This window comes from Enterococcus sp. DIV1298c (genome assembly GCF_017316315.1).
GTDB lineage: Bacteria > Bacillota > Bacilli > Lactobacillales > Enterococcaceae > Enterococcus_B > Enterococcus_B mangumiae.
This window is the reverse complement of sequence record NZ_JAFLWG010000017.1, coordinates 1-24,079: the sequence shown is the minus strand read 5'-3', so window position 1 is coordinate 24,079 and position 24,079 is coordinate 1. Positions and strand designations below refer to the sequence as shown.

Annotated in this window: 25 protein-coding genes, 1 tRNA gene and 1 riboswitch; of the genes, 23 read left to right on the top strand and 3 right to left on the bottom strand. The window is 37.3% G+C overall.

Features of this window, described 5'->3' with window-relative positions; translation table 11 throughout:
• Positions 1-2: 2 nt before the first annotated feature.
• The 6 genes from prfA to upp all read left to right on the top strand — a co-directional run bounded on the left by prfA (position 3) and on the right by upp (position 6,559).
• The gene (gene prfA / locus JZO83_RS05110; RefSeq protein WP_206855294.1) at positions 3-1,076 is read left to right on the top strand and encodes a peptide chain release factor 1; all 1,074 of its coding nucleotides are present in this window, start codon (positions 3-5) and stop codon (positions 1,074-1,076) included.
• On the top strand, positions 1,069-1,905 hold the full coding sequence (prmC, locus tag JZO83_RS05105) for a peptide chain release factor N(5)-glutamine methyltransferase (RefSeq protein WP_207115131.1): 837 nt from the start codon (positions 1,069-1,071) through the stop codon (positions 1,903-1,905). The genes prfA and prmC overlap by 8 nt, the downstream gene beginning before the upstream one ends.
• 192 nt (positions 1,906-2,097) lie before the next feature.
• Complete coding sequence (locus JZO83_RS05100) at positions 2,098-3,123, top strand: L-threonylcarbamoyladenylate synthase (RefSeq protein WP_207115130.1); 1,026 nt, start codon at positions 2,098-2,100, stop codon at positions 3,121-3,123.
• Between the two features lie 187 nt (positions 3,124-3,310).
• Positions 3,311-4,555 (top strand): serine hydroxymethyltransferase, encoded by a 1,245-nt coding sequence (glyA, locus tag JZO83_RS05095; RefSeq protein WP_206855301.1) that lies wholly within the window; start codon positions 3,311-3,313, stop codon positions 4,553-4,555.
• 215 nt (positions 4,556-4,770) lie between these two features.
• Complete coding sequence (locus JZO83_RS05090) at positions 4,771-5,712, top strand: alpha/beta hydrolase (RefSeq protein WP_207115129.1); 942 nt, start codon at positions 4,771-4,773, stop codon at positions 5,710-5,712.
• A 217-nt stretch (positions 5,713-5,929) separates the two neighbouring features.
• Positions 5,930-6,559, top strand: coding sequence for a uracil phosphoribosyltransferase (gene upp, locus JZO83_RS05085; protein WP_010736621.1), 630 nt, complete (start codon positions 5,930-5,932; stop codon positions 6,557-6,559).
• Positions 6,560-6,652: 93 nt separating this feature from the next.
• On the opposite strand, the gene JZO83_RS05080 is transcribed toward upp, so the two are convergent.
• Positions 6,653-6,895 carry a hypothetical protein gene (locus tag JZO83_RS05080; protein ID WP_206855304.1) on the bottom strand — a complete coding sequence of 81 codons (243 nt, stop codon included), beginning with the start codon at positions 6,893-6,895 and terminating at the stop codon, positions 6,653-6,655.
• A 120-nt stretch (positions 6,896-7,015) separates the two neighbouring features.
• Here JZO83_RS05080 and JZO83_RS05075 point away from each other — a divergent pair.
• The 10 genes from JZO83_RS05075 to JZO83_RS05030 all read left to right on the top strand — a co-directional run bounded on the left by JZO83_RS05075 (position 7,016) and on the right by JZO83_RS05030 (position 14,612).
• Positions 7,016-7,088: transfer RNA gene (locus JZO83_RS05075), tRNA-Thr, on the top strand.
• Positions 7,089-7,464: 376 nt separating this feature from the next.
• Positions 7,465-7,598: riboswitch (FMN riboswitch) on the top strand.
• A gap of 109 nt (positions 7,599-7,707) precedes the next feature.
• Positions 7,708-8,781, top strand: coding sequence for a bifunctional diaminohydroxyphosphoribosylaminopyrimidine deaminase/5-amino-6-(5-phosphoribosylamino)uracil reductase RibD (ribD, locus tag JZO83_RS05070; protein WP_207115152.1), 1,074 nt, complete (start codon positions 7,708-7,710; stop codon positions 8,779-8,781).
• Entirely contained in the window at positions 8,766-9,386 is a 621-nt protein-coding gene (locus JZO83_RS05065; protein ID WP_207115128.1) for a riboflavin synthase, read from the top strand. The genes ribD and JZO83_RS05065 overlap by 16 nt, the downstream gene beginning before the upstream one ends.
• Positions 9,383-10,558 (top strand): GTP cyclohydrolase II, encoded by a 1,176-nt coding sequence (ribA, locus tag JZO83_RS05060; protein WP_207115127.1) that lies wholly within the window; start codon positions 9,383-9,385, stop codon positions 10,556-10,558. Before JZO83_RS05065 ends, ribA begins: the two co-directional genes overlap by 4 nt.
• Positions 10,559-10,573: 15 nt before the next feature.
• Complete coding sequence (gene ribE / locus JZO83_RS05055; protein WP_207115126.1) at positions 10,574-11,035, top strand: 6,7-dimethyl-8-ribityllumazine synthase; 462 nt, start codon at positions 10,574-10,576, stop codon at positions 11,033-11,035.
• Between the two features lie 535 nt (positions 11,036-11,570).
• Complete coding sequence (locus tag JZO83_RS05050) at positions 11,571-12,455, top strand: LysR family transcriptional regulator (RefSeq protein ID WP_207115125.1); 885 nt, start codon at positions 11,571-11,573, stop codon at positions 12,453-12,455.
• A gap of 93 nt (positions 12,456-12,548) precedes the next feature.
• Complete coding sequence (locus tag JZO83_RS05045; RefSeq protein WP_207115124.1) at positions 12,549-13,022, top strand: flavodoxin; 474 nt, start codon at positions 12,549-12,551, stop codon at positions 13,020-13,022.
• Positions 12,997-13,314 carry a carboxymuconolactone decarboxylase family protein gene (locus JZO83_RS05040; protein WP_207115123.1) on the top strand — a complete coding sequence of 106 codons (318 nt, stop codon included), beginning with the start codon at positions 12,997-12,999 and terminating at the stop codon, positions 13,312-13,314. Before JZO83_RS05045 ends, JZO83_RS05040 begins: the two co-directional genes overlap by 26 nt.
• Before the next feature lie 16 nt (positions 13,315-13,330).
• On the top strand, positions 13,331-13,738 hold the full coding sequence (locus JZO83_RS05035) for a cupin domain-containing protein (RefSeq protein WP_207115122.1): 408 nt from the start codon (positions 13,331-13,333) through the stop codon (positions 13,736-13,738).
• 13 nt (positions 13,739-13,751) lie between these two features.
• Positions 13,752-14,612 carry an aldo/keto reductase gene (locus JZO83_RS05030; protein WP_207115121.1) on the top strand — a complete coding sequence of 287 codons (861 nt, stop codon included), beginning with the start codon at positions 13,752-13,754 and terminating at the stop codon, positions 14,610-14,612.
• Between the two features lie 920 nt (positions 14,613-15,532).
• Here JZO83_RS05030 and JZO83_RS05025 read toward each other — a convergent pair.
• Positions 15,533-16,072 carry a hypothetical protein gene (locus JZO83_RS05025; RefSeq protein ID WP_207115154.1) on the bottom strand — a complete coding sequence of 180 codons (540 nt, stop codon included), beginning with the start codon at positions 16,070-16,072 and terminating at the stop codon, positions 15,533-15,535.
• Between the two features lie 501 nt (positions 16,073-16,573).
• Here JZO83_RS05025 and JZO83_RS05020 point away from each other — a divergent pair.
• The 6 genes from JZO83_RS05020 (at position 16,574) to JZO83_RS14365 (ending at position 22,149) form a co-directional block, all read left to right on the top strand.
• Complete coding sequence (locus tag JZO83_RS05020; protein ID WP_207115120.1) at positions 16,574-17,284, top strand: glucosamine-6-phosphate deaminase; 711 nt, start codon at positions 16,574-16,576, stop codon at positions 17,282-17,284.
• A 159-nt stretch (positions 17,285-17,443) separates the two neighbouring features.
• The gene (locus tag JZO83_RS05015) at positions 17,444-18,235 is read left to right on the top strand and encodes a MurR/RpiR family transcriptional regulator (protein WP_207115119.1); all 792 of its coding nucleotides are present in this window, start codon (positions 17,444-17,446) and stop codon (positions 18,233-18,235) included.
• A gap of 91 nt (positions 18,236-18,326) precedes the next feature.
• Positions 18,327-19,895, top strand: coding sequence for a maltose/glucose-specific PTS transporter subunit IIBC (gene malX, locus JZO83_RS05010; protein WP_207115118.1), 1,569 nt, complete (start codon positions 18,327-18,329; stop codon positions 19,893-19,895).
• Positions 19,896-19,914: 19 nt separating this feature from the next.
• A complete protein-coding gene (locus JZO83_RS05005) occupies positions 19,915-21,075 on the top strand; it encodes a MalY/PatB family protein (protein WP_207115117.1) in 1,161 nt (386 codons plus the stop codon).
• Positions 21,076-21,606: 531 nt separating this feature from the next.
• Positions 21,607-21,885, top strand: coding sequence for a hypothetical protein (locus JZO83_RS14370; RefSeq protein ID WP_242542426.1), 279 nt, complete (start codon positions 21,607-21,609; stop codon positions 21,883-21,885).
• A gap of 21 nt (positions 21,886-21,906) precedes the next feature.
• Positions 21,907-22,149, top strand: a complete 243-nt coding sequence (locus tag JZO83_RS14365) for a hypothetical protein (RefSeq protein ID WP_242542425.1) — start codon at positions 21,907-21,909, stop codon at positions 22,147-22,149.
• Between the two features lie 162 nt (positions 22,150-22,311).
• Here the strand turns inward: JZO83_RS14365 and JZO83_RS04995 are convergent, their stop codons facing one another.
• Positions 22,312-23,265: a glycosyltransferase family 2 protein gene (locus tag JZO83_RS04995; RefSeq protein WP_207115116.1), complete on the bottom strand. Its 954-nt coding sequence runs from the start codon at positions 23,263-23,265 to the stop codon at positions 22,312-22,314.
• Positions 23,266-23,483: 218 nt separating this feature from the next.
• Between JZO83_RS04995 and JZO83_RS04990 the strand changes: the two genes are divergently transcribed.
• Positions 23,484-23,948: a methylated-DNA--[protein]-cysteine S-methyltransferase gene (locus JZO83_RS04990; protein WP_207115115.1), complete on the top strand. Its 465-nt coding sequence runs from the start codon at positions 23,484-23,486 to the stop codon at positions 23,946-23,948.
• Positions 23,949-24,079 lie beyond the last annotated feature (131 nt).

The following is a 24,079-nucleotide window of genomic DNA, read 5'->3' as shown; positions in this document are numbered from 1 at the left end:
GCATGTACGATCAATTACAATCAATCGAAGACCGTTACGAAGAGCTTGGGGAACTACTGAGTGACCCAGAAGTGATTTCAGATACGAAACGTTTCATGCAGCTGTCAAAAGAAGAAGCAAACACACGTGAAACGGTTGAAGTCTATCGTCGTTACAAAGAAGTTGTTCAAGGTATCAAAGATACGGAAGAACTACTTGGTGAAAAGTTAGACGACGAAATGGCAGAAATGGCTAAAGAAGAATTAGCTGATTTGAAAAAAGAAAAAGAAGAGCTAGAAGAAAAAATCAAGATTTTATTATTACCAAAAGATCCAAACGATGATAAAAACATCATCATGGAGATTCGAGGAGCTGCTGGAGGAGACGAAGCTGCACTATTTGCTGGCGATCTATTCTCGATGTATCAACGATATGCGGAAGGACAAGGCTGGAAAACAGAAGTTTTAGAAGCAAGTGTTACAGGGATCGGTGGCTACAAAGAAGTCATCATGATGATCTCAGGTGAGAATGTTTACTCGAAATTAAAATATGAAAGTGGCGCACATCGTGTCCAACGCGTACCTTCAACAGAATCTCAAGGACGGATCCATACATCAACAGCGACAGTCGTGGTCATGCCTGAAGCAGAAGAAGTAGAAATCGAATTGGCGGACAAAGATATCCGTATCGATATTTACCATGCTTCTGGAGCTGGTGGACAGCACGTCAACAAAACAGCATCTGCGGTACGTTTGACACACTTGCCAACAGGGATCGTGGTAGCGATGCAAGATGAACGTTCACAATTGAAAAACCGTGAGAAAGCGATGAAAGTCTTACGTGCGCGCGTCTATGATAAAATCCAACAAGAAGCGCAAAGCGAATATGATGCGAATCGTAAATCTGCGGTAGGAACTGGCGATCGTTCAGAGCGTATCCGTACCTATAATTTCCCGCAAAATCGTGTGACAGACCATCGTATTGGTTTGACGATCCAAAAATTAGATCAGATTTTAGCTGGAAAACTAGATGAGATCGTTGACGCATTGATCGTGTATGATCAAACATCTAAGTTGGAAGAGATGCAAAATGGATAAAACCTATCGAGAAGTCCTCACACGGGCTTCTTCTTTTTTAGAAGAACAAGGCGTGGAAGGCTATAATATCCAATTTGTCTTTCTCGAAAGAAAGCAGTGGACAAAGCTTGATTGGCTCATGCGGATGAATGAACCAATCACAACCGAGGATCAAGCTATGATCGATGCAGATATGAAACGACTAGCGCAACATTATCCGCCTCACTATTTATTAGGTTATGCTGAATTTTTCGATCACCGCTTGAAAGTCACGGAAGCAACCTTGATCCCTCGACCAGAAACGGAAGAATTAGTTGCACTTTGTTTAGCTGAAACAAGTGAAAAAACATTAAATGTAGTAGATATCGGTACAGGGACAGGAGCAATCGCAATCAGTTTAAAAGCCGCAAGAAAGAACTGGCACGTCTCAGCCATTGACTTATCTTTAGAAGCACTAGCTGTAGCGAAGGAAAATGCAGAAAATGAACAAACGACCATCGATTTTTATCATGGCAATACGTTAGAACCTGTCATGGATCAAACCTTTGATGTCATCATTTCAAATCCCCCATACATCAGTCACTCGGAATGGGCAGTGATGGATGAAAGCGTGCGAACCTTTGAACCCAAGATGGCATTATTTGCTGAAGAAGAAGGTTTAGCGATCTATCAAAAAATCGCACAGGAAGCTGCACAAGTCTTAGCCAGTGATGGACAACTATTTTTAGAGATCGGTTTCCAACAAGGAGAAGCAGTCAAAGAAATCATGCAACAAGCCTTTCCTACAAAAAAAGTACGGATCAAAAAAGATCTGTCAGGCAATGATCGCATGATTTTTGTCACTGATTGATTTGTGGATGAAAAAATTTTTTTCTGTTTTTTTATAATAAAAAAACACTGATTTGATAAGGATGAAAACGAATATTTTAGTTATCAACATACTTATCCACTATTGACAAACTAGTTATCAACAATTTGTGTATAACTAGAAGAAGAAATGGGATAAAACAAGGATTTTGAAAAAAGAGGATGTGGATAGACTGTGGAAACAAGAAAATATGATGAAACACAACTGAATGAAGCTGCCAAGGAATTAGCAGCAGGAAATCTAGTCGCTTTTCCAACGGAAACTGTCTATGGACTAGGCGCTAATGCTCTTTTACCAGAAGCGGTCAAGCAAGTATTTACAGTGAAAGGTCGGCCACAAGACAACCCATTGATCGTCCATGTGGCTTCGTTTGAACAAGTAAAAGAGTTTGTGGACAACTTTCACCCACTAACAGAGCAAATTGTGAAAAACTTCTGGCCAGGACCACTGACTTTGATCTTTCAAATCAAAAAAGGGGGTTTACCGGGGATTGTCACAGGAGGGTTATCCACAGCTGCATTTCGTATGCCAGATAACAAAAAAACATTAGAATTGATCCAATTAGCAGGTGTACCACTTGTAGGTCCAAGTGCCAATACTTCAGGGAAACCAAGTCCGACCACAGCAGACCATGTCTTTCATGATCTAAACGGAAAAATCACAGGAATCATTGACGACGGGGCAACAAGAATCGGTGTGGAATCGACAGTGATCGATTTAAGTGATCCATCTGCACCACCAATGATCTTACGACCAGGAGCGATCACGAAAGAACAGCTAGAAGCAGTAGTCAAGAGTCCAGTCGCAACAGATCGGCATTTAGTAAAAGAATCAGAAACGCCAAAATCTCCTGGAATGAAATACAAACATTACTCACCAGATACACGAGTATTGATGGTCGAAGAAGAGGATTGGTCAGAGGCGATTGCCTGGACAAAAGAACAAGGATTACGTACAGGAGTTTTAGCTGGACCGATGATTGCTGAGAAAGTCCGTAAAGATGTCGCAGCAATTTACATGTATTACGATGATTCAGTAGAAGCTGCCACAAAAGGACTATTTGCAGGATTACGTGGCTTGGACGATGAGCGATTAGCACTTGATTTGATTTTAGTGCAAGTCGCACCTGAAGAAGGTCTAGGAATTGCGTATATGAATCGGCTGAAAAAAGCCGCAGGACAAAATTATTTTAAAAAATGATCCAGAAGTGATTGCTGCAAAATCATTCTATGATACAATCTAGGAAACAAACTAAAATTGCTATTTGAGAATTAATGTTCGTATTCTTAACTAGTAAGCACAGGTTAGCATCAAAAAAAGTCAAATATACTGAACATTCATTTGAAATTTAGAGATGTTGACACATAATGAAAAGGAGTTGTTGTTTGTGGTAGACTACAAAACGTTTGACCCTGATCTATGGGCGGCAATCGCAAAAGAAGAGGAAAGACAAGAATATAATCTGGAACTGATCGCTTCTGAAAACTTTGTCTCTGAAGCTGTGATGGCGGCACAAGGAAGTATTTTGACGAATAAGTACGCAGAAGGTTATCCAGGTCGTCGCTATTATGGTGGCTGTGAATTTGTGGATATCGTTGAGAATCTGGCAATCGATCGCGCAAAAGAATTATTTGATGCGAAATTTGTCAACGTCCAACCACATTCTGGCTCACAAGCCAATACAGCGGCATACCTTGCTCTAGTTGAACCAGGAGATACGATCCTCGGAATGGATCTTTCAGCTGGTGGACATTTGACACATGGTTCTCCTGTCAATTTTAGCGGAAAAACCTATAACTTCGTGGCTTATGGCGTAGATCCAACAACAGAAGTCATTGACTACAACGTTGTACGTATCTTAGCTAGAAAACACCAACCCAAGCTGATCGTAGCAGGAGCAAGTGCATATGGCCGAACGATCGATTTTGAAAAGTTCAGAGAAATCGCCGATGAAGTCGGAGCAAAATTGATGGTCGATATGGCACATATTGCAGGTCTAGTGGCAGCTGGCGTGCATCCAAGCCCGATCCCTTACGCAGATATCACAACAACGACTACACATAAAACATTACGAGGACCTCGTGGCGGGATGATTTTGACTAACGATGAAGAATTAGCGAAAAAAATCAATAGTGCCGTTTTCCCAGGAATCCAAGGTGGACCTTTGGAACATGTGATTGCCGGAAAAGCAGCCGCATTCAAAGAAGCATTGACTCCCGATTTTAAAGAATACAGCGAACAAATCATTGCTAATGCAAAAGCGATGGCAAAAGTATTCAATCAATCGATCGGTACACGCGTGATCTCAGGTGCTACAGATAACCATTTGATTTTGATCGATGTACGTGACTTAGAATTGAACGGAAAAGAAGCAGAAGCTATTTTGGATAGTGTCCATATCACTGTCAATAAAAACTCGATTCCGTTTGAAACACTTAGCCCATTCAAAACAAGTGGTATCCGTATCGGAACACCAGCCATCACTACTCGTGGCTTCCGTGAAGAAGATGCAGCAAAAGTTGCTGAGTTGATCGTCAAAGCCCTACAAGCAAAAGATGACGAAGCTCAATTAGCAGAAGTCCGTACAAGCGTACGTGAATTAACAGAGAAATTCCCTTTATATAAAAAATAAATCGTATCAAACAATAAAGATGTTAGAAATCAGAAAAGGTGAGTCGATCAAACATGCAGATGTTCGATTGGCTCACCTTTTTTTCTGTCTTATGCCTTGGTGTTGATCGCTTCTTTCACAACCTCTTCAATCTGATTTTTTGACTTTTGTTTGGTTGCTCTCTAGTATATGAGGTGTAATTTTATTTGTTGCATTCAATTTAGGGAGGAATCCGTATGACTGATCGAATTTCATTAGAAAAAGAAGCAATTGAGTTTAGTGATGCTAATGCACCGCACCCGCGAATCTATGAGTTACCTCCAGAAGAAGGACGTGATCTTCTAGAAGAAGTTCAAGGCTCCTCTGTGGAAAAATTACCTGTGGATATCGAAGATTTGAAAATCGATACCAATGAATGGGGACAAATCAATGTGCGCTTTATCCGTCCTGAAGGAAATGTTGAAAAATTACCTGTCATATTTTATATACACGGCGCTGGTTGGGTATTTGGCAGTGCCAAGACACATGATAAATTGATTCGAGAATTGGCTGTTCGAACGAACTCGATCGTGGTTTTTCCTGAGTACAGTCGATCACCAGAAGCAAAATATCCGATTGCCATTGAACAAAACTACGCTATTTTACAAAAACTTGCGGAGCTCGCTGAGTCGAAAGGCTTGGATCTTGAGAACCTGACAGTCGCAGGCGATTCCGTTGGTGGGAATATGGCAACAGTAATGACGATTCTTGCAAAGCAACGTCAAGGATTACCAATCAAAAAACAATTATTATACTATCCAGTAACTGATGCGAATTTTGATACCGATTCTTATAACGAATTTGCAGAAAATTATTTCTTAACAAAAGAAGGAATGCAATGGTTCTGGGATCAATATACGACAGACGAAGAGAAACGAGCAGAAATCACAGCCTCTCCTTTACGTGCAAGTAAAGAAGAACTAACAGGGCTACCACCTGCAATGATCTTGACAGGAGAAGCAGACGTGTTAAGAGATGAAGGAGAAGCATATGCTAGAAAACTTCGTGAAGCAGGTGTTGATGTGACACAAGCACGTTTCCAAGGTATCATCCATGATTTTGTCATGGTGAATGCGATGGATCAAACAAATGCGACACGAGCAGCGATGACTCTTTCGACAGAATGGCTAAAAAAATAGTTGTTTTTTTGTCATCTTTATCCAGTAATAAAATAAAAAAATAACAAAAAACGTCTGATTTTCAGGCGTTTCTGTTATTTATTGGTGATTTTTAAAAGAACACGCCTTTGTTTTTTTATTTCTTCGATTTTCTTTAGAAAAATGACGGGTAATACTAGTCAAGCCAGTGATTTTGTTTTACAATTAAAAAGAAACGAGAGAAAAAGGAGACAAAAAAATGGGCAAATTTCAAGTAATCGACCATCCATTGATCCAACACAAATTAACGATTATTCGCGACAAAAATTGTGGTACAAAAGTTTTCCGTGAGGTTGTTGATGAAATCGCTATGCTGATGGCATATGAAGTATCACGTGATATGCCACTTGAAGATATCGTCATCGAAACACCAATCACAGAAACAACACAAAAAACATTGTCTGGTAAAAAAGTAGCCATTATCCCAATCTTGCGCGCAGGTATTGGAATGGTTGACGGAATCTTAGAATTGATCCCAGCGGCTAAAGTCGGTCATATCGGATTATACAGAGACGAAGAAACATTGGCACCTCATGAATATTTTGTTAAATTGCCAGAAGATATTGATGCACGCCAATTATTCGTAGTTGACCCAATGTTAGCGACAGGTGGCTCAGCGATCATGGCAATCGATGCCTTGAAAGCACGCGGCGCTTCAAACATCAAATTTGTGTGCCTTGTTGCAGCTCCAGAAGGTGTTAAAGCCTTGCAAGAAGCACATCCAGATATTGATATCTATACTGCTTCATTAGATGAAAAATTAAACGACAAAGGTTACATCGTTCCTGGTTTAGGCGATGCTGGCGACCGTTTGTTTGGCACTAAATAAGAGAAATCAATGACAAGAAAAATCTGGGATTCCTCCCAGATTTTTTTGTCATTTATATAATAAAAACCATCCAATTGCTGGATGGTTGAAAAACTAAATCTTATGCATATCTTTGTAATTGATAATGATGACACCTTTACTTTGGGTCATCAAATCGGCATTCTCGTTCGTTTCATCAATTGCAACAACAGCAGAATTTTTCAATTGCTTGGAAATCGTTCCGGTTTGCGTTTTTCCATGAAGCATAAAGGTAACATGTGTATCAGTGGTAAATTTTTCTCCAAATTCTGACGGTTCGACCTTTGTCTCAAATTTTCCAAAAGTTGCCATTTTCATAAAACCTGCCTTTCATTTATAATTATAGCACATTTGTTGAAAAAAATCATGAAAGCAGAAAAAACTTCCAGATTACTCTTTACATTTTCTAACATAACGACTATAATTTCATTTGGAAACGCCAGCTTAGCTCAGTTGGTAGAGCAACGCACTCGTAACGCGTAGGTCGTAGGTTCGATCCCTATAGCTGGCATACGATAAAAGCAGTCATATCAAGGTTTTTACGCCTTTGATTTGACTGCTTTTTGTTTTTGTCGAAAAGGGAATGACTAAAAATGCCTACTTGCAATAATTTTATTCCAATTGTTCATTTTGATTGATTAATGAGACAGGAAAAGAAACAACTCTCAAAATTTTTACCTGTTCTTCTTGATTATTTAAAACGAACCTTAATCATAGGTCGGAAAATTTTTTTAATGTTTTATTAGTGCCCATTTTATAGACATATTACGGTATTCTATTCACACAATTCACACCAATTAAATGTTGACATCCGACCTACATTTAAATTTTATGTTTTTTTTAGGTTGACACATATGAGCTTTAAGAATATACTCTAAACGAATTGAATATTTCTTCGGGGCAGGGTGTAATTCCCGACCGACGGTGACGAGTTTACTCGAAGTCCGTGAACTACATTTTTGTGGTTGAGCCAGTGAAAATCTGGCACCGACAGTTAAAGTCTGGATGGGAGAAGAAAAATCGACTGAAGATCGGTTTTATTTGTATTAAAATCGATTATCTTTAGGTTTATTTAGTTATGCCCTGTGATTAATTTCACAGGGCATTTTTTGTTGAAAGGGGGAATTGATATGCACCAGTCTTTCATGTTAGCTGCAATTGAAGAGGCAAGAAAAGGAAAGGGAAAGACCTTTACCAATCCATTAGTTGGAGCGGCGATTGTCAAAGAAGGAAAGCTAATCTCACTAGGTGCGCATTTACATTATGGCGAAACTCACGCTGAAATAAATGCTATGCAAAATTGTAGTTCCCCCGAAGAACTGTTTGATTCAACTTTATATGTTACTTTAGAACCTTGTAACCACCAAGGAAAGCAGCCACCTTGTACGCAAGCCATTGTTCAGTCTGGTATTACAACGGTAGTCATAGGCCAACTTGATCCAAATCCTTTAGTAGCAGGAAAAGGCAGAAAATTTTTACAAAAGCATGGAATCAAAGTAATTGTAGGAGTAGAAGAAGAGAAATGTAGAGCACTGAATCCTTTTTATAACCATTTTTTTGAAATGGATCGTCCTTACATCACATTAAAACAAGCCGTTACACTAGATGGGAAAATTTCTATAAAGAAAGATTCTCGATACTCAATAACAGGTCAAGAGGCAATCTCAAGAGTACGCAAAGAGCGAGGAGAATATCAAGGAATCGTGGTGGGGAGCGAAACTGTTCTAGTTGATAACCCTCGTTTATTACCTGATGCCGCAACGATCTTCCCACCAGTACGCATTGTTTTGGATCGTAGAGGACGTATCATTAAAAGTCCTAAACTCGATCTTTTTCAAACGAGAACAAGTCCGGTCTGGATATTTACGGAAAATTCTAGGCTAAAGGAACGATTTCCCCATGTAACCATTTTTTATACACCTAAGTTTTCTTTTGCATTCTTTATTGAGATCATGAGAAAGAAAGGTGTTCAGTCGTTATATATTGAAGGTGGAGCGAAAATCCATGATGCTTTTTTAGCAGAAAATCTCTGGGATGAAGTCATCAGTTATATTGCACCCAAACTTTTTGGTGGAAAAAGTCCGATGTCCTTTCATAGTGAACGTTTAGATTCTAAAGACCAACAATTGGAATTTTTGGAAGTTGAACAGCTTGGAGAAGACATTCGAGTTAGGGGGAAACGAAAGCGATGTTCACAGGATTAATCATTGAACAAGGAATAGTCAAAGAAATTAGACGAAACCAACAAATGATCCAACTCACTTTTCAAGCTTCCAACAGTGTCCTACGTGATTATAAAATTGGTGATAGTATGGCAGTCAATGGGGTATGTTTAACGGCTATTGAGGTCTCAAGTACTGTTTTTAAAGCTGAAATAATGCCTGAAACCTTTAAACGTACCACTATCTCCACCATAAAAGTTGGAGATAGGGTAAATTTAGAACGAGCAGTTTCCATAACGCAACGCTTTGAAGGTCATTTTGTTGCAGGACATATTGATACTGTTACAAGGTTGATCAAGAAAGTAGAGAATCAAAACGCATTAGTTTTGACATTCGCGTATCCAACCAAATATGCAGGCGAGATCATTCCACAAGGATCAATTGCAATTAATGGAGTAAGTTTAACAGTTACGAATACAACAACAGCAAGCTTTTCAGTTAGTCTGATTCCACATTCCAAATCTTTGACAAATCTGGGGAATTTAGGTGTAGGACATCTTGTGAACATAGAAACGGATATCGTTGGAAAATATGTAAAGGCACAGAGTAATAAATTTGAGATGTACAAGGAGAAGGACTTACTATGAGTAATATTAATGAAGCAATAAATACTTTGAAAAAGGGTGGACTAATCATTGTAGCTGATGATGAAGATAGAGAATCAGAAGGGGATTTGGTTGGTTTAGCCGAATATGTGACACCAGAGTCGGTTAATTTCATGACCAAATTTGGTCGAGGATTAATCTGTGCACCAATATCTAAGAACATTGCGCACCACTTATCTTTAGGAGAAATGACAACTCATAATACTGATGCGTTTGGTACAGCTTTTACGATTAGTGTGGATCATAAACATACGGAGACTGGTATTTCAGCATTTGATCGAGCTACTTCCATTAAAGCATTGGCTGATCCTCACTCGAAATCAAATGATTTTCTTAGACCGGGACATATTTTTCCTTTGATTAGTGTAGAGGGTGGAACGCTTGTACGTCGAGGACACACCGAGGCTGCAATTGATTTAGCCAAATTAGCGAATAGTCTAGAGGCCGCTTATATTTGTGAGATCCTGAAAGAAGACGGGACCATGGCAAGGATGAAAGATCTGACACGTTTATCTGAAGAATGGCAATTACCCTTGATCACTATTGATGAGTTGGTCAATTTTTTAGAAGAAAGTAGTCATATAACAGTAAATTTACCGACAGATTATGGTGATTTCAAATTGACTATTTATGAAGATGGAGACAAACTGGAGCATTTATTGCTAACAAAAGGAGATATTCAAAATAATCAGTCGCCTACATTGGTCCGTGTTCATTCAGAATGTTTAACCGGTGATGTCTTTGGTTCTCATCGTTGCGATTGTGGTGAACAGTTGCATGAAGCAATGAGAATGATTGCAAAAGAGGGGACTGGAGCTATTCTTTATCTTCGTCAAGAAGGTCGTGGAATTGGGTTGAAAAATAAGTTAAAAGCTTATCAATTGCAGGAACAAGGATTTGATACGTATGAAGCAAATATTGAATTGGGCTTTGCTCCAGATGAACGGGATTATCATTTTGCAGCAGATATATTAAAAACAATTGGTGCAACTTCTGTTCGGTTACTAACAAACAATCCCGATAAAGTAACAGAATTACAACAAAGTGGAATTACGATTGTAGAAAGAGTGCCAATTGAAACCACTCCGCAAAAGGAAAACCAAGCCTATTTAAAAACAAAAAAAGATAAGTTCAATCATTACTTATCAGTATAAAAAAGGAGTAAAGACATGACGATTTATGAGGGAAATTATTCGACAAAGGATCTTCGAATAGGAATAGTAGTCGCGCGATTTAATGAATTTATCAATCAAAAATTGTTACAAGGCGCATTGGACAATTTAAAAAGACATGGTGTGAAAGAAGAGCAAATCGATATTTATTGGGTACCGGGAGCTTTTGAAATCCCCTTTATTACTAAAAAACTCAGCAAAAAGGAGAGTTATGATGGATTGATCACGTTGGGGACAGTTATCAGAGGTGCAACTACTCATTACGAATTAGTTTCCAATGAGGTAGCCAAAGGGGTCGCACATATTAACTTAGAGTCCAATATTCCAGTGATGTTCGGTGTATTAACCACAGAAACTATTGAGCAAGCAATTGAAAGAGCAGGCACGAAGGCAGGAAATAAAGGTAGTGAAGCTGCTCAAGGGTTAATTGAGATGATTTCTCTATCACACCAAATTTAAGAACTATTATTTTTTAAATATAATGATTTTACTGTGGATATACTAACCTTCAGTTTACTGAGTATATTAAAAGCAGTTGTTAGTATTAAAAATACCTGGCAAGAATTGTCTTGACAGGTATTTTTAATAAGTAAAATTGTTACGTAGGTAATAATGGTTTCTGTCCAATTTTTTCTTCAAAAAAATCACATCTAGATTTTTCAATGATCTGCTAGTGTCTATTTAGGCTACATCAAAATAGACGAATTGTTTTATGGGTATCAAAAGAAAAGTGATATACATTATAGGAAAGAATTATTCATAACTTGTATAAGAACTAATAAAAAAATTATTATGTATTGGTATTCTATTTTTAGGATACAATTACAGTGTCGATATTAAATATTGTCATACGTTAAATATAGCATTAAAAAATAAAAAAAGAGTATCTTGTTTTTGTACGTGATATGAAACAAATCATAAATTCGCTAACTAGTTAGTGATGCTCTGAAAAAGAAAGAAATCAGAGAAAAGTATATGTAAAGGAAGAAATGTATTGGAACTTAGATTACTGAAATACTTTTTGGCAATTGCCAATGAAGGAACCATATCTCAAGCGGCAAAAGACTTAAACATTACTCAGCCGACATTAAGTAGACAATTGAAGGAATTGGAAGAAGAGTTAGAAGTCACTCTATTTACTCGCAGTGGTAGAAAAATGATTTTGACGGAAGCCGGTTTCCTTCTGAAAAACCGAGCAGAAGAGATACTCTCATTGACAGCACAAACAGAAGAAGAATTTAGAAACCACAAAAATGAATTATTGAGTGGTAAATTACTGATTGGTTGCGTAGAAGCTGATAACTCTGACACTTTGGCTATGATGCTGGAAGAATTTATCAGTGATTATCCTCAAGTGTCTTTTCATTTATACAGTGGAACAAGTGACGATATTAGCGAAAAGCTAGATAAAGGATTATTAGATCTTGCAATTTTATTAGAACCAATAAATACTGCAAAGTACTTCTCTTTGCAACTACCACGTGCCGAACGTTGGGGCTTACTTGTGTCAAAAAATTTATTTATCGCACAAAAAGACAAGATAACCCCAGATGATCTTTCTGGAGTACCATTATTGATTTCTCAACGAGCAGAGGTTCAGAAGATGCTAGCCGAATGGATGTGTGAACCACTTGAAGAATTAACAATTGCGGGCACCTTTAATCTTATTTTTAATACATTTTCTCTGGTTGAAAACCAGGTGGGAGCTGCACTTACAATTGAAGGGGCAGTCCTTGATCGTATGACAGAAAGTACTCGATTTATTTTATTGGAACCGGAAATTAAAACAAATTGTGTGTTGGTATGGAGGAAGAATCGTGTGATTTCACCTTTAGTCAAACAATTTATCGACACCTTTAACCATGCTTTTAAGGCATAGCTGATTTTATAATAGGTATTGGATATATGGATAAATAGGCTGTAACATAACTTGTATAAGAGATATGTTACAGCCTTTTTAGGGAGTGATAAGTTGCCAATTGTTGTTTATTTTTCTCATAGAGGAGAGCATTTAATCAATGGGAAGATTCAATCTATTCAAGTAGGAAATACCGAAACAGTCGCTTATAAAATCAGCCGTCAGCTGGAATGTCCGTGTGTAGAAATTGTCCCCGTTACAGCCTATCCACAAAAATATACCGATTTTTTAGGATACCCAAATTGGTTAGGAACATTGCCGAAGCCTATTGTGTCTTTTTTACAAGAAACAGATTTGGCTAATAAGTTGATCTATCCTTTTTGTACCCATGAAGGAAGTGGCTTTGGGCGAAGTTTACTTGATTTAAAAATACTTGCTCCCGCCAGTACGATTAAAACTGGATTGCCGATCAGAGGCTCACGAGTACTTCGGTCAGATAAAGCGATTGAAAATTGGCTCATTCAATTTTATGAATCAAATAATAGACAGGAGGATTTAAAGCATGCAAAAACAAACAGCTGGACATGATATTTTAGGTGAATTTGCACCCAAATTTGCAGAGTTAAATGATGAAGTATTATTTGGTGAAATATGGGCTCGGGAAAAAGAAATGGCACCCCATCAACGTAGCTTGATCACTATCTCAGCGTTAATAGCTGGTGGTAATTTTGAGCAACTACCAGCTCATATGAAAATAGGAAGAGACAATGGTATTACAAAAGAAGAAATTTCCGAGATGATTACACATTTGTCTTTTTATGTTGGATGGCCCAAAGCATGGTCAGCGTTTAATTTAGCAAAAGAAATTTATAACGATTAGAGAAGAGGAGACAAGAATGATCAAAAATGAAGAAATAAAAAATGACAGTATTTTTCCAATCGGTAAAAAAAACGATGAATATGCGCAATATTTTATAGGCCAAAGTTATTTGGAAATGTTAGTGGCTGATTCAGAAATCTCAGTGAATGTCGGCAATGTGACATTTGAACCAGGTTGTCGTAATAATTGGCATATTCATCATGATGGTTATCAATTATTGTTGGTCACCGGTGGCGAAGGTTGGTACCAAGAGTTTGGTAAAGAAGCACAACATTTGAAATCAGGTGACGTAATCGTTATAAAAGACGGAGTTAAACATTGGCATGGGGCTACTAAAGATAGTTGGTTTACACATATTGCGATCACAGCTGGTAGCTCTGAATGGTTAGAAGAAGTAACAGATGAGGTCTATAATAATTTATAAGGAGTGATACGAAATGTTACAAGAGTACTATACACTTTTCAATGGGAATAAAATCCCTAAATTGGGATTGGGTACTTGGTTTATTGAAGATCAAGAAGCTGATAAAGCAGTAAAAGATGCCATGAAAGTTGGTTATCGTTTGATTGATACTGCGCAAGCTTATGGAAATGAAGTGGGTGTCGGTAAAGGAATCCGTGAAAGCAATATAGCTCGTGAAGAAATCTTTGTGACGTCCAAAATAGCTGCGGAAGAAAAAAGCTATGATAGTGCAGCAAAATCAATTGATGAAACTCTTGAAAAAATGGGGTTGGATTATCTTGATTTAATGATCATTCATAGCCCACAACCGTGGAAAGAATTTCGTGGAGCAAATCGCTATTTCAAAGAAAATATTGAAGTGTGGCGAGCGTTAGAAGATGCTTACGATGAGGGGAAAGTTAGAGCAATCGGCGTATCTAATTTTTTAGAAGATGACTTGCAAAATATTTTAGATAATAGCAGAATCAAACCTATGGTCAATCAAATTTTAGTTCATATCAGCAATACACCGTCCTCATTAATTGAATTTTGCCAACACAATGATATTTTAGTGGAAGCCTATTCTCCAATTGCTCATGGAGAAGCATTGAAAAATCCAGCGATTCAGAAAATAGCAGAAAAATACCACGTCTCAGTTCCACAATTGTGTATTCGCTATGATCTTCAACTTGGAACTGTTGTTTTACCAAAAACGGCTAATCTTGCACATATGAAGATGAATGCGGAGATTGATTTTGTGATAAGCGAAGAAGATATGGAAAAATTAAAACATATCGAGCAGATTCAAGATTATGGTGACTCTAGTTTTTTCCCGGTTTTCGGAGGGGAAATTTAAAAACTATTTTAGACTGAAAAAGACCTAGGTTCTGCCTTTATCAATCTTCGGCAGAATCTAGGTCTTTTATCAAGTTATATAAATCTTCAATCTCTAATGTTACTATAAATGCTTCTGAAAAAGCTATCAGGCTCTTCATGAATTTCTCACAAGTATCCCATGATATCATATAATACAAAATAAAAAATCCTTGCCAACGCTCTTCATTTGATTCTTACTCGGTAATATAACTGCTAAAATGATGTCCATACTAGTAATAGTATTTGTCCTAATTACATATCCTGAACTTAATTTTTGCCTAAACTATTTCTACAGACTCAAATTAGTTATGAAGAGGGAGATAATCACTAGTCTTCTATTGTTATTGATGATTCATTTCATTATCCTTAGGAAGTGTAGCATCAATTCCTTTTACAACTGATGATATAAAAGAATTATCCTCCAAAGCAAATAGACCGGCGTTCAAGCTACTTGCTATTTTTATAGGCCTAAAAATGTCTAAATTATTTGATGAAAAGTAAATATAAAAAAATATATGTGATAAAGTAGTTGTTTTATCAAAGTTAAGATTTATAAATATAGAGGTTAGTTAATCGTAATGCGTAGGTTGTAGGTTCGATCTCTACAGTTGGTATACTAAATAAACACCGTCCTATCAAAGATTATTTCGAGATATTGACAGTATTTTTTACTTTTTTTAGGTTTGTGGGCAGAGATTTTTGAAAACGAAAAGTTCATTCATTAGATTCAATGAATGTTTTTTCTTTTTACTGTAGTTTCTGCAATTTTATTGGTGCTTTTGAGTTGAATTGTTTAGCTGCTTTTTCTTCAATATTCATGATTGAATCGATTCTATTTAGTACAATAGGTGTGACAAAATAAGTCTATTGTTTATTTATATTTGAACGGAGGGTCGAAAATTATTTTTTATTGCTAGTTTCAAATATATTTCCACAATCAGTACAATGCCATTGATTATTTCCTTTCTTCCCAGCAAATCCAGCTAGAGTCCCAATGCCACCCGTTAAAACAGCCCCGCCGATTGCCTTACCTACAGAAAAATTTTTTCGATTATTTTGCATAAAATTTAGGTTCATTGATTGGCAGTTTGGACATGTAACAACCTGATTTGATCTAGTGCTTATTGTCGAGGGAACAGCGCCGAGATCATTAGGCTTTTGAACAACTTCAATATCTAAGAGATTAAGAAAATCCCAAACCGAATCTGTTTGTTTTTTTGTAAATTTGAAAACATTTTTTGTAGTTAATTTTGCTGAGTCGTAATCTTCGCCATTTAGCGAAAAATAGACTGTTCCCCATTCATTTTTTGAAAAATTAAAAGGACGGAAATATACACAAACTATGTCTTCTTTAGTAATATCAAAGTTTCCTATGCTCACTACTGATCCGTCAAACTTAACTGTTTTTTTAGGTATAAAACCAAATTTTTGATTAAACATACATATTACCCTCACTTCTTAATGATGTATTTTAATTAGCATAAACGTGTTGTAAATCCTAGCAAATTTTCTAAACGATTCTCTTTATTTGATAAAAAAACTATTTCAGATTACTTAGAATCGTTTTCTTTTTACGCCGTAAATTTTGACAGTTATATTATTTTATTGATTGATGATTAGTTTTTTACCTTACTATTCCCTATAATCGTAGCAAAATCCATCAGTTATGTAAAAAAAATAGATAAGAAATGGTTGTTATTTTTTTGAGATATTTCAATTAAAATGTTATGTATATTTTTGTTTTGAAAAGTAGTTTTAAATAAATTTTTGAAAGAAAACAATCTATTACAAATGCATTGGAGCAAGATGATACAGATGTTATAACAACAAATAATTGTTTTTTATTCTTTAAAAATTCTATTTAACAGAAAACGCTACCAAAAACGCCCTCAGACTGTTAAACTTTAACTAAATGATTGATTGAAAGGAAGTGTGACAGCAATGGATTTAGTGATTGCAAAAGATTATGAAACACTTAGTGAAGTAACAGCAGGGATCGTCTTAGAGAAGATGTTGAAGCATAGAAGAGTGAACTTGTCTTTGACAACAGGAAATTCGCCTAAGATGGCTTATGAGATTTTGGTTGATAAGCTTAGTAAATTACAGATGGATACATCTATGATCCATTATTATAATTTTGATGAAGTGGCGCTGAAGGATAAGCAGTATGGATTGACTATGTCAGGACTAAAAAAAGCTCTTTATGATCCGATCGGAGTTGCTGCTGAGAATATTCACGAATTGACTATTGAGAATTATCAGGAGATTGACAAAAAAATTGCTCAAGTAGGTGGCTTGGATTTAGTTTTGATGGGGCTTGGTGAGGATGGTCATTTTTGCGGGAATATGCCAGGATACACGGATTTTAGCAAGGAAACATACAGTATTCCAGTCATTCCTGGAGATCAGATGTACGAATCGTTGCAAGAACATCTGGGAGAAGAACCTGGGGATTACTTCGTGACATTTGGACCAAAGACGGTCATGGCAGCGAAACAGTTAGTATTGATCGTTAATGGGGAACATAAAGCAGAGATTATTAAACAAGTCATTGAAGGACCAGTAACAGAGGAAATTCCTGCATCCATTTTGATGACTCATCCAAATATCACAGTGATTTTAGATGAAGCAGCAGCAAAATCATTAAAATAATAGACAAGAATCCACGAAAATCTTTTTTAGATTTCGTGGATTTTTTATTTCTAGAACGTTTATTTTGAACACTCGTTTTTTATTGGTTTCTTGGGTACAATAATAAGAAAACAGAACCTATAGTGAATAGGCGAGAGACTGCCGGAATGGGAGAAAACGATGAACCAATTTTATAAGAGGATCCAATATAAATTTTCTGAATTGAATCAAGTGGAAAAAAATATCTTAGATTATTGTTTACATCAATCAAAAAAAGTTTCCTCAATGACAGCCGAAGAATTAGCGACCGAGACATTTACGAGTCAATCGACTATTACGCGGATGGCAAAAAAACTTGGCTTCAAAGGCTTTCAAGAATTTAAATTCGCACTAAAAAGTTATCGATCTTTAGAAGAAACGAGTGATCCAACTGATTCATCAAATGAATTCAAGCCGTTGATCAATGAGATTCTTCGCCAGTTTACGGAGACTTTAGATAAAATCGAGCCAAAACAAATCGATCAGGCAAGCAACATGATTAGACAAGCACAACGCATTGAACTGTTTGCCTTAGGACAAAGCATACCTGTCGCTGTTTCGCTTAATCGAAAATTGCATTTTCTTGGTAAAAATGTGGGGCATTCAACCGATTGGGACGAGTTGCGGGCAGTGAGTAAACAGCTAGGAAAAGAAGATCTTGCGATTTTTATTAGTCATAGTGGTGAAACATTAGGAATGCTCGATTATGCCAAACGATTAAAGGAGCGAAAGGTTCCGTTACTTTCCTTTATTGGTCAACCCACAAGTTCATTAGAAGAATTATCGACGGTCGCGTTTATTGCGGAAATGTTGACGATCTATCATCAAAATATTGATTTAAGTCCAAGAGTTTCATTGGACATTTTATTAGATATTTTGATGATCCACTATGCGAAACAAGTGGCCTCGCAGAATGAAGATTCTAATTTATGAATGCTTATTCTACATGTACAGGAACTATTGCAACCGCTTTTGTCATCGCTTACATTTTAAGGGTAAGAAATAGAGTAAGGGGGTCAAAGGAATGCAAAAAGGAAAGAAAGCAAGTTGGATGGAGATTTTTCAAGGGTTAGGAAAAACGTTTATGTTGCCCGTCGCACTGTTAGCCTTCATGGGATTGTTCCTCGGAATCGGGAGTGCTTTTTCCGCTGAATCAGCAATCACTGCTTTTCCATTTTTAGGTGCTGGTTGGTTACAGGTGATCTTTCGGTTTATGTCCACGATCGGCGGGTTTGCGTTTAGCTATTTACCTGTGATGTTTGCGATGGCGATACCATTAGGCTTAGCACGTAAAGAAAAAGGTGTGGCTGCTTTTTCAGGTTTTGTCGGGTATGTAGTGATGCAATTATCGATCAATTTTTATTTGCAAGAAACGAATCAATTGGCAGCGAGTGAACAATTACGTGAAGCAGGTCAAGAAATGGTTTTTGGCATCCAAACTTTATCCATGGGTGTATTGGGTGGGATCATTGTCGGGCTGATCGTTTATCAGCTGCATACGCGATTCTACCAATTTCAATTACCAGATAGTTTTGCCTTTTTCTCAGGAACACGTTTCGTGCCTATCATTACCTCAGTAACTTTAGCAATCGTTGGTGTGTTGATTCCAATGGTTTGGCCAATTTTTGCCATGTTGATCACTGGGATCGGAAATTTGATCCAACGTTCTGGGGCTTTTGGACCATTCTTATTCGGTTCAGGAGAACGGCTATTGTTGCCATTTGGTTTACATCATATTTTAGTATCGATGATCCGATTTACAGAAGCTGGCGGAAGTCAGGTCATTAACGGACAAGAAGTCTTTGGCGCACTAAATATTTTTTATAATGAATTGCAACAAGGACTGACGATCTCGCCTAGTGCCACTGCTTTTCTTTCACAAGGGAAAATGCCAACATTTATGTTTGGGCTTCCCGCCGCGGCTCTTGCGATGTATCAAACGGCAAGGCCAGAGAATCGTTCGAAAATCAAAGGCTTGCTGATTTCAGGTGTGATCGCTACCTTTGTAACAGGGATCACCGAACCGATCGAATTCTTATTTCTATTTATCAGTCCGCTTCTATGGGGCTTCCACGTATTGATGACTGGTGCCGGGTTTATGGTCATGAGTCTATTAGGGGTAACGATTGGTAATACCGATGGTGGCATCTTAGACTTTATTATTTTCGGAGTTATGCAAGGCTCTTACACCAAATGGTGGCTGGTTTTACTTGTGGGGGCTTGTTGGTTTGGGATTTATTATTTTACGTTCAAAACAGTGATTTTACGCAAAAACTTGAAAACACCAGGACGTGAAGAAGCGACTGCTGAGACAGAATATACGGAAGAAGAAGTCTCCTACAAAGGAAAAAGCATAGTTGATGCACATGGGATCTTGGCTGCTTTAGGCGGTGCTGAGAATATTACTTCTTTAGATAATTGTATTACGCGTCTACGGTTAGTGGTGAATGACGGATCGATCGTTGACGATGACCGACTGAAAAAATTAGGCGCATTAGGTGTGGTCCACTTGGATGATACGAATGTGCAAGTCATTATAGGAACAAAAGTGACGACCGTAAGAAATCAATTGGATGATATCTTGTCGTTCTAAGGTCAGGAGAGTGTAGAAGATGTCATTCAATGAACAGATCGATCGGAAAGGGACGTATTGTACGCAGTGGGATTATATTGAAGATCGCTTCGGTAAAAATGATCTCTTGCCGTTTACGATTTCTGATACCGATTTTAAAGTACCAACAGGCGTTGAAGTTGCGCTCCTAGAAAGGTTACAACATCCAATTTTTGGTTATACTCGTTGGAATCACTCAGATTTCAAAGCAGCAGTTGCTCATTGGTACAAAGAGCATTTTGGACACCAGATCGACGAAGACTGGTTGGTGTATAGTCCTTCCGTTATCTATAGTATCAAACAATTGATTTGCTTATTAAGTGAATCTGGCGAAGGCGTCATTATACAGACACCGGCTTATGATGCCTTTTATAAACTGATTGCTGGAAATGATCGTAAGCTAGTAATGAATGAATTGATCTATCAAAATGGCACCTACCAATTGGATTTTGAAAATTTGTCCCAGTTACTTGAGCGACCTGAGAATAAAATTTTGTTGTTGTGTAGTCCCCATAATCCAACAGGTAGAGTGTGGACAAAAAAGGAATTAGTGAACATCATCGAGCTTGCCAAAAAAAACGAGGTATTCATCATTTCGGATGAGATCCACATGGACATTCTAAGAAAAGGACAACAGCATCGACCATTGACAGAATTCATCCAAAAAAATGTCGCAGTCGTCACATCAGGAAGTAAAACCTTTAATTTTCCTGGGTTGATTTTTTCTTACGGATTGATCCCAGATCCATCTTTACGTCAACGATTTTTGCATCAGATGAAAGAAGCTGATGGACTCAGCTCAACGAGTATTTTTGGATTAGTTGCGACGATTTCAGCATATGAAAAGGAAGGCAGTTGGGTCACTGAACTCAATCAGTACATTGATGACAATATTGCTTTTGTCACTACGTACCTCAAACAACATCATCCAGAAATCATCGTGACAAAAAGCGAAGCCACCTACTTGATGTGGCTCGATTGTTCGCAAGTACCATTCAATATGGAACAGCTTCAACAACGCATGATCGAACGTGGAAAGGTAGCAATCATGTCTGGCGAAGTGTATGGAGAAACCAGTCGTAATTTTTTACGATTGAATGTGGGATGTCCACGGAAGAAATTGGAAGAAGGATTGCGGCGATTGACAGAGAGTTTAGGATAAAAGGTGAACTGCAATCGATAGGGAGTTACAAGTCAAAATCACTTTCTTTATAAATACGAGATAAAAGGCAAAAATAGGAACATATATTTTTGCCTTTTGTCATGCATGATTCTAAATTCTTGTTTCATATCACATGTACATAAAAGTAGATAACTTGAGCAGAAATGAATAGAAAGTATGTAAATATTAAATAACTAATATTACATATTTATATTTATGTAAATGTACATAATAAGAAGATGGCGCCCATTTTTATGCTCTATTATTTTGGTGAAGAGAGTTTCTGAAATCAAGGATAAAAAATTGGCAGTGAATTAATTGAAGGGAAGTAGTCAAAGGGATTAGTAAAAATTTAGCACACGTTCTAACTTGTAAAGCATGAATCGATAAAGCAATTAGAGAAGTTTTCAAAATAGTGTTGTACGTAGAACTGATTTTACAAAATTGGATTATATCAATTAACTATTTGAATAGGCTATTAATAATTTAACTACTTTACTGTTTGAAACGAAAGGAGAATAATCAAATAGAATGAAGAAGCGAATAATATCCACTCTACTATTTCTATTACTAATGGTCGGTTGCAGTAGCGAAACAAATACAAAACAATCTGAAATGAGTGACAACATTCCAGAAACAAAAGAAAGCTCTCAACCACAGGAAATAGCTGATTCAGAAGATCTAACATTCGAGGAATACAAAAAAGCTTTTCCTGTCTCTGGACAAGTCGATGAAGCATATCAGAAATTAAAAATAAAAAGTGATATCTCCCATGATCAGTTACAAGATCTCTTGATCAAGTATTCCTAGAAACTGGAGGGTGGAGGTATCTTGATCTTCAATGAATTAGGTGAAGTACAGCGAATCAATCTGTCTGGGCTGATAGAGTATGCTGGAATATATTCAGTTAATCAAGATAACTTCTATTTAGAACCAAATCCAGCAAGTGTGAACTATGCAAATGTGATCAAAGATCATAAGTACAGGATCGAAGCAGATAAATTGTTTTTATTCAGTGAGGAAGTGAAAGAGCATCAAGTGACTATGTATCCTATGAAAAAAATAATCGCATAAACAAGTATTTTTGTACTAAAACTATTTACAAGTCATGAATAAGCGATTTTAAAGTATTTGCTTCTTTATATTAATAGATTAGACGTATATAAATATGCCAAAATTTAAAGAGGAGAGTAAAAAAAGCTACCCTCTAATTTAAAGGATAGCCTTCTTCATTAATTACTTGTCTGTTTGCTCACCAAGTTGGTGGGCTTTTTGTTTTTCAGTTTCCCGTACGATATAGACCGGACGTTTTTTTGTTTCAAGGAAGATTTTCCCGATGTATTTCCCGATGATACCAAGGCAAAGTAGTTGGATCCCGCCGATGAATAAAACGATCGAGACGAGTGAAGGCCAACCGGATGTTGGATCGCCAAATAATAATGCTCGTAGAATAATAAAGAGGATAGCGATTCCTGAACCGATACATGACAATGCGCCAACAAATGAGGCAATCGTCAATGGAGTGTCAGAAAAATTGACGATGCCGTCGATTGAATAATTGAATAATTTCCAAAAAGACCAAGAAGTTTCGCCGGCTACTCGTTCACGATTTTCAAATGAGAGATATTCCGTTTTAAAGCCTACCCAACTGAATAGTCCTTTTGAAAAGCGATTGTATTCAGCTAATTCTAAGACGGCATCCACCATTTGGCGAGTCATCATGCGGTAATCTCTTGCCCCATCGACCATCTCTGTGTCACTGATGCGATTGATCAGTTGGTAAAATTTTTTCGCAAAGAAACTACGGATTGCTGGTTCACCTTCTCGAGTGGAACGGCGTGTACCGATACAATCGATATCGGAGTGGATGACTTTATCGATCATTACTGGTAACAATTCCGGAGGATCTTGTAAATCGACGTCCATGACAGTGACTAGATCTCCTGTGGAAGCTTGAAGTCCGGCATATAGTGCGGCTTCTTTTCCAAAGTTTCGTGAAAAAGCGACAAAACGAACGGATTCATGTGCGTTTGCTAATTCTTTAATGGCTGCCAATGTACCGTCGCTTGACCCATCATCGATGAACAAGTACTCGAATTCATAGTCGCCACGAAATTTTTCGACTTCATCAAAAAAAAGTGGGACAGTTTTTTCTTCATTAAAACAAGGGATGACAATTGATATTTTCATATTTTCGTTCCTTTCAAGCATGTTTTTCTCATATATCTTATATAAACAAAAGTATGCTTAAATAACAAAGATAATAGATGTTATAAGTGCCTTATTCAGTGTACCATCTCTGTGGCATTAAATAAACTTTTAGGTTGCTTTTTTTTTACGAATCATAGATGATTAGGGAAATAACCGATGAGGAGGAACGCCCAACTTATGAGGATGGGCGGACAGAGATGAGAATCGAAACTATGATCGGCCCTTTGTGGCTGGATGCAGATCAAAAAGGATTAACTGCTGTCTCTTTTGAATGGATTCCCGAAAATGAAGAAGCAGATGCTGAAATCCTATCTTTAGCAAAACAACAGCTTGAAGAATATTTTTCAGGTGAAAGACAAGTGTTCACTTTACCTTTATCTTTCAAGAGAGGGACAGCTTTTCAACAAAAGGTTTGGCGAGTTCTCACAACGATTCCTTATGGACAAAGTCGAACGTATAAACAAGTAGCAGAAGCCATCGGCCAACCAAAAGCGGCTCGTGCCATTGGGCAAGCCAATCGTTTGAATCCTCTTCCAGTCGTCATTCCTTGTCACCGAGTGATCGGACAAAATGGTCAATTGACTGGGTATATGGGAAAAGCTGAGAACGGGTTAGTGATCAAACGGCAACTATTAGTACTGGAAAATGTATTACTTCATTGATTGTGACGGAAACGTATAACTAAAAAACATCAACACGCTGAACTTATTTTACTTCAGCGTGTTGATGTTTTTTCGTCTTATAGTTTGATCAACCAAATAAAGAATAACGCCATGATCGTTTGCAAGAGTCC

What these genes read in the sequence shown, in the direction of transcription:
- upp (WP_010736621.1), top strand. Translation starts at nt 5,930, where the DNA reads ATGGGCAAATTTCAAGTAATCGACCATCCATTGATCCAACACAAATTA.
- ribE (WP_207115126.1), top strand. Translation starts at nt 10,574, where the DNA reads ATGACGATTTATGAGGGAAATTATTCGACAAAGGATCTTCGAATAGGA.
- JZO83_RS05035 (WP_207115122.1), top strand. Translation starts at nt 13,331, where the DNA reads ATGATCAAAAATGAAGAAATAAAAAATGACAGTATTTTTCCAATCGGT.
- JZO83_RS05005 (WP_207115117.1), top strand. Translation starts at nt 19,915, where the DNA reads ATGTCATTCAATGAACAGATCGATCGGAAAGGGACGTATTGTACGCAG.
- ribD (WP_207115152.1), top strand. Translation starts at nt 7,708, where the DNA reads ATGCACCAGTCTTTCATGTTAGCTGCAATTGAAGAGGCAAGAAAAGGA.
- malX (WP_207115118.1), top strand. Translation starts at nt 18,327, where the DNA reads ATGCAAAAAGGAAAGAAAGCAAGTTGGATGGAGATTTTTCAAGGGTTA.
- JZO83_RS05065 (WP_207115128.1), top strand. Translation starts at nt 8,766, where the DNA reads ATGTTCACAGGATTAATCATTGAACAAGGAATAGTCAAAGAAATTAGA.
- JZO83_RS04995 (WP_207115116.1), bottom strand. Translation starts at nt 23,265, where the DNA reads ATGAAAATATCAATTGTCATCCCTTGTTTTAATGAAGAAAAAACTGTC.
- prfA (WP_206855294.1), top strand. Translation starts at nt 3, where the DNA reads ATGTACGATCAATTACAATCAATCGAAGACCGTTACGAAGAGCTTGGG.
- JZO83_RS14370 (WP_242542426.1), top strand. Translation starts at nt 21,607, where the DNA reads ATGAAGAAGCGAATAATATCCACTCTACTATTTCTATTACTAATGGTC.
- JZO83_RS05030 (WP_207115121.1), top strand. Translation starts at nt 13,752, where the DNA reads ATGTTACAAGAGTACTATACACTTTTCAATGGGAATAAAATCCCTAAA.
- ribA (WP_207115127.1), top strand. Translation starts at nt 9,383, where the DNA reads ATGAGTAATATTAATGAAGCAATAAATACTTTGAAAAAGGGTGGACTA.
- prmC (WP_207115131.1), top strand. Translation starts at nt 1,069, where the DNA reads ATGGATAAAACCTATCGAGAAGTCCTCACACGGGCTTCTTCTTTTTTA.
- JZO83_RS05040 (WP_207115123.1), top strand. Translation starts at nt 12,997, where the DNA reads ATGCAAAAACAAACAGCTGGACATGATATTTTAGGTGAATTTGCACCC.
- JZO83_RS04990 (WP_207115115.1), top strand. Translation starts at nt 23,484, where the DNA reads ATGAGAATCGAAACTATGATCGGCCCTTTGTGGCTGGATGCAGATCAA.
- JZO83_RS05015 (WP_207115119.1), top strand. Translation starts at nt 17,444, where the DNA reads ATGAACCAATTTTATAAGAGGATCCAATATAAATTTTCTGAATTGAAT.
- JZO83_RS05090 (WP_207115129.1), top strand. Translation starts at nt 4,771, where the DNA reads ATGACTGATCGAATTTCATTAGAAAAAGAAGCAATTGAGTTTAGTGAT.
- JZO83_RS05025 (WP_207115154.1), bottom strand. Translation starts at nt 16,072, where the DNA reads ATGTTTAATCAAAAATTTGGTTTTATACCTAAAAAAACAGTTAAGTTT.
- JZO83_RS05080 (WP_206855304.1), bottom strand. Translation starts at nt 6,895, where the DNA reads ATGAAAATGGCAACTTTTGGAAAATTTGAGACAAAGGTCGAACCGTCA.
- JZO83_RS05020 (WP_207115120.1), top strand. Translation starts at nt 16,574, where the DNA reads ATGGATTTAGTGATTGCAAAAGATTATGAAACACTTAGTGAAGTAACA.